Annotated in this window: 8 protein-coding genes; 1 reads left to right on the top strand and 7 read right to left on the bottom strand. The window is 62.0% G+C overall.

What is annotated here, in order from left to right; genetic code table 11:
- Window positions 1–644 precede the first annotated feature (644 nt).
- Window positions 645–3,731 (top strand): Hint domain-containing protein, encoded by a 3,087-nt coding sequence (locus SM764_RS16760; protein WP_369002267.1) that lies wholly within the window; start codon window positions 645–647, stop codon window positions 3,729–3,731.
- 153 nt (window positions 3,732–3,884) lie between these two features.
- Here SM764_RS16760 and SM764_RS16755 read toward each other — a convergent pair whose 3' ends face one another.
- From SM764_RS16755 to SM764_RS16725, 7 genes are all read right to left on the bottom strand, one after another.
- Window positions 3,885–4,469 carry a nucleotidyltransferase family protein gene (locus SM764_RS16755; protein ID WP_274827987.1) on the bottom strand — a complete coding sequence of 195 codons (585 nt, stop codon included), beginning with the start codon at window positions 4,467–4,469 and terminating at the stop codon, window positions 3,885–3,887.
- Window positions 4,470–4,613: 144 nt separating this feature from the next.
- The gene (locus SM764_RS16750; protein WP_369002266.1) at window positions 4,614–7,031 is read right to left on the bottom strand and encodes a GcvT family protein; all 2,418 of its coding nucleotides are present in this window, start codon (window positions 7,029–7,031) and stop codon (window positions 4,614–4,616) included.
- A gap of 111 nt (window positions 7,032–7,142) precedes the next feature.
- Complete coding sequence (locus SM764_RS16745; RefSeq protein WP_369002265.1) at window positions 7,143–8,765, bottom strand: MFS transporter; 1,623 nt, start codon at window positions 8,763–8,765, stop codon at window positions 7,143–7,145.
- A gap of 58 nt (window positions 8,766–8,823) precedes the next feature.
- The gene (locus SM764_RS16740; protein WP_368946683.1) at window positions 8,824–10,134 is read right to left on the bottom strand and encodes an HlyC/CorC family transporter; all 1,311 of its coding nucleotides are present in this window, start codon (window positions 10,132–10,134) and stop codon (window positions 8,824–8,826) included.
- A 90-nt stretch (window positions 10,135–10,224) separates the two neighbouring features.
- Window positions 10,225–11,184, bottom strand: a complete 960-nt coding sequence (locus SM764_RS16735; RefSeq protein ID WP_369002264.1) for a site-specific tyrosine recombinase XerD — start codon at window positions 11,182–11,184, stop codon at window positions 10,225–10,227.
- Window position 11,185: 1 nt separating this feature from the next.
- Complete coding sequence (locus tag SM764_RS16730; protein ID WP_369002263.1) at window positions 11,186–12,748, bottom strand: hypothetical protein; 1,563 nt, start codon at window positions 12,746–12,748, stop codon at window positions 11,186–11,188.
- Window positions 12,738–12,887 (bottom strand): hypothetical protein, encoded by a 150-nt coding sequence (locus SM764_RS16725; RefSeq protein ID WP_197492328.1) that lies wholly within the window; start codon window positions 12,885–12,887, stop codon window positions 12,738–12,740. The genes SM764_RS16730 and SM764_RS16725 overlap by 11 nt, the downstream gene beginning before the upstream one ends.
- Window positions 12,888–12,905 lie beyond the last annotated feature (18 nt).

The following is a 12,905-nucleotide window of genomic DNA, read 5'->3' as shown; positions in this document are numbered from 1 at the left end:
ATTGGCGCTTGTTTCTTGTGATTGCCTCAAACTGGGTGATTATCCGAGAAATTGGCCCGGCACGGCTGCTCGGATGTTTGGCGCTTCAAACAGGCAGAAATTGCAATGAGCAGAGAAACAGAAGGCCGGGTATTGAGTGAATTTTGCACACAATAAGGGCGGTAAGTGCCGGATTGTTTCGAATGGTCGTTGCAAGTTAAGCCCTTGCCGTCGTTGATATACCCCAGCTTGGAAACAGTTTTTCAACGTTACAAACTCAAAGAGGGCGCGTTTCTTTGAGTTTCTACAAATCGTTTAAATTTTCTTTCGATTTTTTCCTTTGTTGGTTTCAGGGCCTAGGGTAGTTTCGATTGAGCCCATCTGGGGGGGGCTGTTTTTGAGTACGCCGAAATTCGGCACTGGGGTTCTGTTCGCTCTGGTATTTGCTGTCGTCTGCCTGGCAGTGAGTGTGTCGTTGAATGTGCATTGTTGACCTGCACGCCTTTCGGGCTGTGCGGAATACGGCGGCGGTAGAATAGGCCGCATCCCCCTACATGATCGGGTATTGGCGATGTCGGCAAATCTGTGCGGCATGGTTATTTGGTATTCGGTCGCTCCGGCGTCCAGAGTTTCTGGTGCGAGCGCGTGCCGAAGAGGAGAATGTGATGGCTGAGAATTTCGACAACCCGTATTCGGCAAATCTGATTGGTTTGTGGGACTTCCGCGAGGATTATACCACTGAGGACACCGGTCTGGGCGATGGCATTGCTCAGGATGGGACGGGGTCGCCCTCCACCACCTACGCTGGCGGCTGGATGCTCGGAAATGGCAGCAACACGCAATTCTCTGTCGATGGCAGCAATGATGGCCCCTTCGATCTGACCGAAGGCACCCTTATCAGCACCTTCCAGCCGAATGAGGTCCCGGCCTCCGAGCCCCAAACCGTTGTCAGCCGCGGTCTGGAAACGTCGGGCGATGCCGATGGCGAGAATTTCGAAATCCGGGTCACCGCCGATGGGGCGGTCGAGGTCGCACATGCCGATGGCGGCGCTTCCGTGCTGCTGACGACGGACCCGGGCTTTTTCACCTATGGCGATGTGCTGACCGTGAAATACAGCTGGACCGATGGGGGCCAGACGATGGTGGTGGAAAACACCACTCAAGGCACGGTTGCCACCGCCGGGGATGATGTGGCTGGCCTGTCTCTGGATGTTACCGCTGACGGCGATGACAGTTTCTCCATCGGCGCCGCCGGGGACGGGTCTGCGTCCTTTAACGGTCTGATTGATTATGTGGCCGTGCTGGATGAAGACGTGATCGCCGGTGAGTTGGACGGGATTGTAGAAGGTGGAGCCACGGACGACCTGATCGACACGGCCTATACCGGTGATCCAGAAGGCGACCGGATCGACGCCGGTGATGCGATTAACCCGGCAGATGGCCCGGATGACGATCTGGTCAACGCCGCAGCCGGGGATGACACCGTTGAAGCGGGCGCCGGGGACGACACCGTGCATGGTGGCTCTGGGGCAGACAGCCTTAGCGGGGGCGCAGGCGATGACGTGCTGGATGGTGACACCGATGCGCCGGGCGCCGGTCCCAGCAGCCGCGAGGTGTTCCAGTGGGATCTGGCTCCGGACCCGGATGACGGTGGCGCCGTTGATCCGCAGGACGATCTGAGCGGCGGCTTTTCGCAGGATACAGGTTCGGTCACCGTGGACTTCTCCGTGCTGTCTCAGACCTCGGGTTCTGAGACGCTATTCAGCGACACCACGCAGTTTGTTGGCAATATCGACACCGATGGCAGTGCTGCCGATGCCAACAGCGGCATGGCGTCTGAACTGGACGGCGACGGTAACAACGCGGCCTATCAGCTCGACTTTTCTGACCCGGTTGGAAATGTTTCCTTCCGTATCAACGATATCGATGGCGATGGCTCGGTACAGGTCAGCGCATTTGACGCCGATGGAAACCCGGTAGTCGTCAATCTCTCGGGCGGACCGGCGCTGACTTTGGCGGATGCGGATGCCGTACCGGGCGATGACAGCGCCGAGGTCAAGGTTGACGGCACCTATGCCAGCGATTTCGACCCGGACATTTCCCTCTTGGTGACGATACCGGGGCCGGTATCTTCGATCGTGATCAGCCACACGCAGGATGGACATGACAACAGTGGCATCGACGTCTCCGACGTCTATTTCGATGCCACCGATCCCACCGCGCCGATCGTGCCGGGAAATGACACCATTGATGGCGGCGACGGCGATGATGTGATCATCGGCAATGGCGGGGACGACAGCCTGACCGGCGGTGACGGGTCTGACAGCGTCGATGGCGGCGACGGGGATGATGTCATCGACACCTCTGGCAACGAACCGACACCGCTGCCGGATCGCGGTTTCCCGGGCTACACCGGCACCACGCCGAACATTCCGCCGATCCCGGCGGACAGCGATCCCTATGATGACATGGATACCGTCGCGGGCGGGGCGGGCAATGACACCATCACCACTGGTGATGACGCCGACCTGATTTCCGGTGGCAGCGGTGATGACAGCATCGATGGTGGCATTGACGACGATACGGTCGATGGCGGCGCCGACAACGATATGATCATCGGCGGTGAGGGCTCGGACGTTCTGCTGGGGGGCGATGGGGACGATACCCTTTATGGCGGTCTTGATCCGGCCTTCCCGGATGGGCTCAACATCATGGACGATGGCGCTGATGGGCGCCCTGTTGATCCTGATCCGACCAATGGCATGGACACCATCGAAGGCGGTGCCGGCAACGATCTGATCTATGGCCAGGACGACGACGATGTCATTTCCGGTGGTGAAGGCGACGACACCATTGATGCGGGTATCGATGACGACGAGGTGACCGGCGGCACCGGCAACGACGTGATCACCGGCGGCCATGGGGCCGACACGCTGAGTGGCGGCGCCGACCGCGACTTGTTCATCGGTGCATCCGATGGCGATGTGGTCGATGGTGGCTCCACTGGCGATGACTATGACACGCTGGATCTGACCGGTCAGAACTTTGAAATCACCAGCCGCACGCTGGACGCCGATGGCAACAGCTATTCGGGCACTATCAACCTGCTGGATGGCGCCGATTCCGTGATTGGATCCATGACCTACAGCGAGATCGAACGGATCATTCCCTGTTTCACGCCGGGCACCCTGATCGCGACCCCTGATGGGGAGCGCAAGGTCGAGGATCTGCAGGCGGGGGACCGGGTGATCACCCGTGACAACGGCATTCAGGAAATCCGCTGGATCGGAGCCCGTAGCCTGACCGAAGCCGAACTGAAGGACGCCGCGCATCTGCAACCGGTGTTGATCCGTCAGGGTGCGCTTGGCAATGGTCTGCCGGAGCGCGACATGATGGTTAGTCCGAACCACCGGGTACTGGTCGCCAACGACAAAACGGCGCTTTATTTCGAGGACCGCGAGGTTCTGGTCGCGGCGAAGCACCTGACCGGCCTTGAAGGGGTGGACGTGGTGGAAACCACTGCGGTGACCTACATCCACTTCATGTTCGACCAGCACGAGGTGGTTCTGTCGGATGGTGCCTGGACCGAAAGTTTCCAGCCCGGTGATCTGACCCTGCGTGGTCTGGATGGGGATCAGCGCAACGAGGTGCTGGAACTGTTCCCCGAATTGCAGACTGTCGAGGGCCGCGAGGCCTATACGTCAGCGCGCCGGTCGTTGAAGAAACACGAAGCGCGGCTGCTGGTTCACTGAACGGTCCGTCCGTAGCACCGGGGGGAAGCTGCGGAAGAGGACCCGTGAACCACTGCAGACCGAGGCTTCGGGGGAGGGGCAGGGCCGCTGGGTCCTGCCTTTCTTGTTATCAGGTGGTCTTTCGGATTGGGGTAGGCGTCCGAGGGTAGGCCTTCAAACCCGCGCGGCACGCCAGGCGGCCCAGGCTTCGGGCGTGTCCAGATCCGTTGTCGCATGGCGGGCGGGCAGGGCGATGTATTGTACCTTGTCCTGCTTCAGCAGCACACGGGCGCCCTGATCGCCGGTGATCGCCTCAAGATCCGCAAAACAGCGTTTGGGAAAGAGCACCGGATGCCCGGACTGGCCGTCCTCGGCCGTGGCGCGCAGGATCGGGCCATCGCCGCCATGGAAATGCGCTGCCATGTGCATCAGGTCCTGCGTTTCCAGCTCGGGCATGTCTGCGGGCACGATCATCACCCCTTCGGTCGTCTCCGGCAGGGCTGTCACTCCGCGCCGGATCGAGGCGGCCATGCCTTCATCCGCGTCCGGTACCGGGACGGGCGTTGCCGTACCGGTCAGACCGGTGCGCGGGTGTGCCTCGTTCGGGACGGTGACATAGACCGGCAATCCGGTCAGCGCAGCGCGGCGGCACATCAGAGCGAGCAGGGGCTGGCCTTCCACATCTTCGCTCAGCTTGTCGCGCCCAGCCATACGGGACGACGCGCCTGCCGCAAGCAGAAGGATAGCAATGTTGGACATGGAACGTTCCCCCGTGGCTGCTCTGTCACCTGCCAGCCGTTTGGGGATCTTGTGGGCATTGTGCCCATAAAGCCAGAGATTTCTGGCGCCTGCGTCACCCCCGCCCGGGAACAGGCGGAGGCGAAATGCGTTTCAGATCACTGGTCAGCCGCGCATGCGGGCGCTGTCGGCGTCGAACAGCGGCGTGGTGATCAGGCGGGCCTTGTGCATCTTGCCGAGAATTTCGATCTCGGCCTCCAGCCCTTCGGCCACCTTGTCGGTCGGTACGAACCCTTGCGCGATGGATTTCCCGGCGTGATGCGAATAGCCGCCCGAGGTGCAGAAGCCGACAACCGTGCCATCCAGCCAGATCGGTTCATAGGCGGTGACATCGGCGTCATCCGCATCAACCTCAAAGGCGCAGAGCTTGCGCGCAGGACCCGCATCGCGTTCTGCCTCGGCAGCAGCGCGGCCGATGAAGTCCACGTCCTTCTTGAAGGAAATGAAGCGGTCCAGACCGGTTTCGGCGGCGGTGTAGTCGGGGGAGAATTCCCGCAGCCAGGCGCCAAAGAATTTGTCCAGACGTAGCGACATCATCGCCCGCATGCCGAAGGGCTTCATGCCATGGGGCTGGCCTGCCTCCCACAACACATTCCACAGGGCGCGCTGGCTGGGCAGATCGCAGTAGATCTCATAGCCGAGGTCACCGGTGTAGCTGACCCGCTGCACCACGCAGTCTGCCATGCCGACGCTCATCCGGCGCACGTCCAGGAATTTCATGTCGGAAATATCCTGTCGCGTGCAGGCCTGCAGCACTTCGCGTGCCTTGGGGCCGGCGATCTGGAAGCCGTTAACCCGGTCCGAGATATTCTCGACGTGAACGTCGTCCTGTGCGTTCTGCTGGAACCAGCGCATATGATAGGCCTGCGCGCCATAAGAAGCGGTCAGCTGGTAGGTTTCCTGATCCAGGCAGGAGATGGTGAAATCACCGATCAGGCGTCCCTTGTGCGACAGCATCGGCGTCAGGCTGATCCGGCCCGGCTGCGGCACCCGGCCGGCCATGATACGGTCCAGCCATGCGCGCGCATTGGGGCCGGTGACGCGGTATTTACCGAAGTTATGCACCTCGTTGATCCCAACCGCTTCGCGCACGGCCTTGACTTCGCGCGCGGTGGCGCCAAAGGCGTTGGAGCGGCGGAAAGAGGGCGTCTCGTAGCGCGGCTCACCCTCTGCGGCGAAGTAGTTCACCACTTCCATGCCGTACTGCTGGCCCCAGACCGCGCCCATCTTGTCGAAGATATCGTACATCGGTGTGGTGCGGAAAGGACGCGCGGCGGGCAGTTCCTCGTTCGGGTAGGAGACGGAGAACCGGGTCTGGTAGTTTTCGATCACTTTGGGACGGGTATAGCCCGGCGTGATCCAGTCGCCGTAACGGGCACAGTCCATGGCAAAGGTATCGCGTTCGCATTCACCTTCGACCATCCATTGCGCCAGCATCAGGCCAACACCTCCGCCCTGGCTGAAGCCTGCCATGACGGCGCAGGCGGACCAGTAGTTGCGCATGCCGGGCACGGGGCCGACCAGCGGGTTGCCGTCGGGGGCAAAGGTGAAGGGACCGTGGATCACCGATTTCACCCCGGCGCGCTCCAGCGCGGGGAAGCGGCGATAGGCAAAGGCGATGCTGTCCTCGATCTTGTCGAAATTGTCGGGCAGTAGTTCGTGGCCAAAGTTCCACGGCGTGCCATCCACCGCCCAGGGTTTGCAGGTTTGTTCATAGAAACCGATGCAGAGGCCGCGCCCCTCCTGGCGCAGGTAGCTTTCGCCGGCTGGATCCATCACGTGCGGGTGCTCGCCACCCGCGTCGATAATGGCCGCGATTTCAGGCACTTCGTCGGTGACGATATATTGGTGCTCCATCGGGTGCAGCGGGAAATAAACCCCGGCCATCGCGCCCACTTCGCGCGCCCAAAGACCGCCTGCGTTGACCACGTGTTCGGCGTGGATGGTGCCCTTTTCGGTGACCACGTCCCAGGTGCCATCGGGGCGCTGGTTGGTCTCGATCACCTTGCAATGGGTTTCGATGGTTGCACCGCCCATGCGCGCTGCCTTGGCATAGGCGTGGGTGGTGCCCGAGGGATCAAGGTGCCCGTCGAGCGGATCGTAAAGCGCGCCAAGGATGCCGTCGGTATTGGTGACCTCTGACAGTTTCTTCACTTCTTCGGGGCCGATGATGTCGGTTTCAAGCCCCATGAAGCGGTGTTTGGCCCGCTCGGCCTTCAGCATGTCAAAGCGTTCCTGGTTATCAGCCAGGGTAATGCCGCCGACGTGGTGCAAGCCACAGGACATGCCGGTGATCTCTTCCAGCTCGCGGTAGAGTTTGATGGTATAGCCCTGAAGCGCCGCCATATTGGTGTCGCCATTGAGCGTGTGAAAGCCGCCTGCCGCGTGCCACGTCGAACCCGAGGTCAGCTCGGACCGTTCGATCAGCATGACGTCGGACCAGCCCAGTTTGGTCAGGTGATAAAGGACCGAACAGCCGACGACTCCGCCGCCGATGACTGCCACGCGCGTTGTGGTCTTCATAATTGTGCTCCCTGGCGTTCTGCGTTTCGGCTATTCTGGACAGAAGTGAACAGTAGTCCAGTGAAAAAGCGACATCTCATGTCGCTGGCAGATCGGAGGAGAGGGGAACTGTCAGTCTTCGCTGCGGAAACGGCTGTTCTGGATGATGACAATGGCGATCAGCGGCGCGACCAGCGTCAGCACGGCAACGGTGATCAACAATGGTCCGAGCTGAGTGTAATCGGCGGCGGTGACGACGGTGCCATCGGCATCTGTGACCTCACGCGTGACCACGAAGATCTGGTTGAGGTACTTGGTGCCAAGGCTGGAGGCCGAAAGCGCTAGATTGGTGAAGGAGGCCATCACCGCAAAGAAGGTCGCCTTCAGCCCCGAGGGCGCGTTGCGGGCAATCCATGCCAGCATCGGGATCATCGACACCTGTCCCAGCGGCGATTCCACGGCCGTGTCCACCAGTGCGATGAAACGGGCATCCACGACCCCACCGGTCATCGCCGAGGTCCATTCATGGACACCGTAGTAAAGCGCCAGATTCGGCAGGCTCAGCAGGGCCTCGCTGCATGTCAGGAAAATCACGATCCAGGCAATCGTGTGGTTGGCCATCATTGGCCGCAGAACGATCATGCCGACCAGTGTCAGCAGCGAAGCGATCAGCGACAGCACCGAAAAGAACTGAGGATCAAAACCCAGAACGTCGATTTCGAACCAACTGGCCCCGGGGCCACTGAGGGGCTTGGCACGGTAGACGAAAATGATGATCGCGGTGCCAATCAGCGCGCGGGCCTGGGCTGGCGTCAGCACCGCGATCAACTGGCGCATCAGCAGTAGGACGATGGCCATGGATCCGGCAAAGATGATTTCCTGCCCATAGGCCAGATCGCTGAGTCCGACGCTAAGCGACAGCGCAACAAAGGCGCCGCCGCCGATGAAATACCACCAGTTCACATCTACCGGATCGCGCGGCGGATCGAGCCGGACGCGGATCTCGGCCTGTGGCAGTCCGGCGCGGCGCAGATCGGCAGTCCTGCGCAAGCGCTGTACAAGGGCAAGCGCGACCCCGGACAGGGACAGTACCGGCACCAACAGCGCCAGCGTATAGACATGGGCATAAAGCGCGCCCTTTTCGGCTTGTGGCAGGGCTTCGGCGCCTTCGAACAACAGCACGTTCAGCGCGGCCGCCGCGCTGGAGCCGCCGATCAGGGCGATACGGCCCAGGGTCTGCATGGTGGTGTGCAGGGCACGGGTTTCTTCTTCGGCCAGCAACGTGCCGTCGGTATCCCGGTGCGGAACCGCCTCGACAGACATGGCATCGGCGACCACGTCCTGCAGCACAAAACCGCAGGGCGCCAGAATGATTGCGGTTACATACCAGGCATTGACCGGCATGATCGCCTGCATAACCTCGGGCAGGGTCAATAATGCCACGATGATCCCATAGCTTGACGCCATCAACGCCGCACCCAGAAGGATCAGCAGGTATTTCCAGCGCCAGATCAGGTCGACCAGATGCCCGATCGGCATTTTCAGCGCCCAGGGAATACCCACCCAAAAGCTGAGCCCGGCGAGGAAGGATGCGGGCAGATCCAGATATTCCTTGACGTAAAAGGCCCCGGCAACCGAGGTGATGCCCTGCGCCCCATAGGCGAAATAGATCAGCAGCGGCGGCAGGAACGACCAGCGCATCTGCCGGGACAGATCCACGAAGATACTGTCGATCCACCGCCACGCCCGGGTCATGGGCTGCGTCCGGTCCGGGAGGCGGGGCTATCGCCTCCGTTTCTGCGCGGGCTCTGGGTCATGTCAGCGGGCGCACCTTCAGATCGGTGATCCGGTTGCCTTCGCGACCTGTCACCTCGAACCGGAAGCCATGGAAGGAAAACACCTGTCCAACGGTGGGGATCATCTGTGCCTCATGGATCACAAGACCGGCGATGGTGTTCGCCTCATCATCGGGCAGGTTCCATTCGGTGGCGCGGTTGAGATCGCGAATGGTCGTGGCGCCCTCCACGAGGAAATTGCCGTCCTGGGTCTTCTTGGCAAGGGATTGCTCCGCCGGGTCGAATTCATCGGTGATCTCGCCGACGATTTCCTCAAGGATGTCCTCAAGCGTGATGAGACCTTGCAAGGCACCATATTCGTCCACCACCAGGGCGAAATGACTGCGCATGCGCAGGAACTGGCGCATCTGGTCGTCCAGCGTGGTTGTTTCCGGTACAAAGTAGGGCGGTTTCGCGACCGAGGTGATCTGGAAGTTGCGCAACGCCGCGGCATCGCCATCCGGCCCGCCGATCTGGGCATACATGTCGCGCAGCAGATCCTTGGCATGCACCACGCCGATGATGTTTTCCTGCTCATCCTTGAACACCGGTAGACGGGTATGCGGCGAGGTCAGGCATTGCTCCAGAATGACCTCTGGGTCGGAATTGGCGTCGATCATCTCGATATGGGAACGGTGCAGCATGATCTCTTCCACAAAACGGTCGGACAGATCCAGCGCGCCGAGGATACGGTCGCGGTCCTCTTTTTCCACGACGCCTTCGGAATGGCCGAGTTGCAGGGCACCTGCGATTTCTTCGCGCACTGCCATGATGTGGCTGTCCGGGTCGATCTGAACTCCGAAGAGGCGCAGCACGCCGCGCACCAGCAGCCGTACTGCACCGACGACCGGCGCCAGTATGGTCACGAGAAAGCCAATCACCGGGGCTACGGCAGACGCGGCCTTTTCGGCGTTGGAAATCGCGTATGTCTTGGGCAGAACCTCGGCAAAGATCAGAACCAGCAGAGTCATGACCAGGGTCGCCAGAGCAACGCCGCCTTCGCCGAATGCGCGGGTGAAAAGCGCTGTCGCCAGTGAGGTCGCCAGGATATTGACGAGGTTGTTGCCCAGCAGAACCGAGCCGATCAGCCGCTCGCTGTCCTCGGTTACGACCAAGGCGCTGCGGGCGCCGCGTGCGCCCTTGTCGGCCTGGGTGCGCAGCTTCCCGCGCGAGGCGGCGGTTAGGGCTGTTTCGGAGCCAGAGAAGAAGGCCGAAAGAACGAGCAGCAGAGCAATGGATCCGGCGCTAAGCCAGAATGCGCTGTCCAGAGTGGTCGGATCGGTTTCCATGTCGGGTCCAGTTTATCAGAAGGATTTTTTATGGTTATGGGCGTCCTGCCGGTTTCGTTCAAGGGGCAGGGCGCTTCCGTGCGGCGCGGCTTATTCTTTGTCGCCAGGGCCCTTGTTGCGGGACAGGGGGTGGTGCTGCAGGACCAGCTCGCTCAGCCGGGCATCCAGCACATGGGTATAGATCTCGGTCGTGGCGATGTCGGCATGCCCCAGCAGCGCTTGAATGGCGCGCAGATCGGCGCCATTGGCCAGTAGATGGGTGGCAAAGGCGTGGCGCAGCGTGTGCGGCGTCACCTTTTGCGGCGACACGCCACCGGTGACGGCAAATTCCTTGATCAACAGGTAGAACCGGTGCCGGGTCAGGTGCCCTTCCTTGCCGCGCGAGGGGAACAGAAACCGTGAGGCGGGCTTGCCCTGTTTTTCAACCTCGGCAGCGGCGGCATCGCGGGCTTGCAGCCATTCGGCCAGCGCATCGCGGGCCGGGGGCGACAGGGGTACCATGCGTTCCTTGCCGCCCTTGCCCAGAACCAGCAGCATGCGCGGATCGCCCCGTGCGGCGCTGACCGGCAGCGAGACCAGTTCGCTCACCCGCATGCCGGTGGCATAGAGCAACTCCATCAGGCAGGTGTTGCGCAGCCGGTCGTCGGGTGTGCGGCCAGTCTGACGCGCGGCCTCTAGCAGGCGGTCGACTTCGGTCACCTCCAGCGTCTTGGGCAGGGATTTGCTGCGCCCCGGCCCTTTGATCTGAATGGCGGGATTGTCTGTGCGCCAGCCTTCTTCGAAGGCAAAGCGATAAATCTGCCGGATCGCGGAGAGACGCCGCGCGCGGGTGGCGCGAGAGAGGCCCTCGGCGTCGCAGGCAACCAGGTAGGATTCGATGTCATCCTGACTGGCCGCGCTAAAGGAAATACCACGCCGGGCCATCCAGCCCGCCAGATCCTTCAGATCGCGGCCATAGGCCAAAAGCGTGTTGCGCGCCGCTCCGAGATCAGCTGCCTGAGCATCAAGGAAGGTCGCGATCCATTGCAGATCATCGCGCGGGGCATCCATATCAGTGCCTGCCGAGCAGCAAGAGCTGAAGCGCCGCCCGGCGCGCGGTATCCTCAAGCCCCATCGCCCGTAGTGCAACCAGCGCGGCGCTGAGATCACCCAGGTTGCCATCGGCGCCATGGGCAAAGAGTTCCATGGTCTGCAAGATCGCTTCGCCCAGCTGGCCGTTGTCCAGAAGGCGGGCGATGGAAACAGGCATTTCTGCGTCGGCAGCAAAACCGGTCGCGATGGAGGCCGCCAGATCGGAAGGGGGCTGTACCTCTGCCGGGCGGCCTTGTGCCAAAGCAGCCAGAAACAGATCTTCGGCGGAGCGCGACGGCGGATTGTGCGCCGCGAGTTCATAGCTTCGCGCCAAGAGCCGGATACGCCAGGCCAGTTCGGCGGCCTCTCCCTGCAGGCGTGCGCGGCCCAGATCGTCGGCAAAAAGATCGGCAAAGGCGACTTCGATCCGAGAGGCTTGCGCGGCCTCCCAGGCAGACTGAAGGGCGTCATCCACTGCCGTAGATGTGCCCGGATCGCTCCGATTGCCGCGCAGCGCGGTTTCAAAGGTCTGCAGGGCGCGGACCCGGTCCCATATACCGCCGGAGGCGGCAGGTTTGCGTTCGGTGAACAGGCCAAGCAGTTGGTTGGGGTTTAGCGCCCCGACACGGGTCAGTCGCTCTGCCGCCTCAAGCTGGGCCTTCCAACCGGCAATGTCGCGCAGATCGGCGGCGGCAAAGGCGCGCGGCAAGGGCGCCGTCGGTTGCCGTTCTCCGATGGTTTCAAACAGGCGGAAGGTCAGGGGATCAGGATTGTCTGGCGCCGGAAGCGGTGCGGCTCCTTCGAAGATATCCGGGTTCAGGAACCGGTCGAGCAAGGCCAGCGCCGGTGGATCCAGCAGCTCCAGCGCATGGGCGGATTCCAGCATCAGCGCCGCAGTCGGCCAGTCGCCGCGCCGGGCCGCGCAAAAGATCCGCGCGCTGTAATCTGGCGCCAGATAGGGGGCAGCGGTCAGGGCGGCGCAGGCGCGGTCCTCATCCCCGGTCAGGAGCGTGCTGTCGAACCAGCGGTCGAATCGCGCGCGTGTTTCCGACGGTCCAGCCTGTTCGGCCAGCGCCTGTGCCGGGTCGATGGCACCGAGGTCGATCAGCCGGTCGAGGCGGGCCAGCAGAATGGCGTCATCGCCGCCGGGCAAGGGGCGGCTCTCTGATAGAATGACAGTGAACAGCAGCGACTGCATCGCCGGGCTGTTATGCACCGGCACGTCGCGCAGCAGCCGTGCAATGTCCTGCGGAGCGCTGCCGCGCCAAAGGTCGATTGGTAGCCCGGTGGCAGAAGGTGTTACGAGCCCGATCGGGGGCAACAGCGCCTCAAGCGGGGTTACCGAGATTTCCGGCCGCGCGGCGCTTCCCGCGGTTGGCGGCTCCAGCAGTACTGTATCCGGCAATACCTGGCTTTGGGTTTGTCCCAGCCAGTCGATCACCGTCAGCGGTTCCTCTGCCAGTGGCGGAGAGGCGCCCGCAGCGCCCGCAAATATCGTCGCAACGGCAAGGGCCAGAGGTCCTGAAGAACGCCTAGTCGGCATGCAGGACCACCGGTTTGCGGATCTCCTCTGTCGGGGCGCTGAAATCAGCGCCGAACCACGGGCCGACATAGGCGTATCCCACCAGGCCGATCGCGGCCAGAACAACAATATAAAATAGATATTTGATCAAACTTGCCATTGCGTCCCTGCTGCCTGC

The organism is Pseudophaeobacter sp. 1A16562 (genome assembly GCF_041008785.1).
GTDB lineage: Bacteria > Pseudomonadota > Alphaproteobacteria > Rhodobacterales > Rhodobacteraceae > Phycobacter > Phycobacter gallaeciensis_A.
This window is presented reverse-complemented; position numbering and strand designations above follow the sequence as displayed.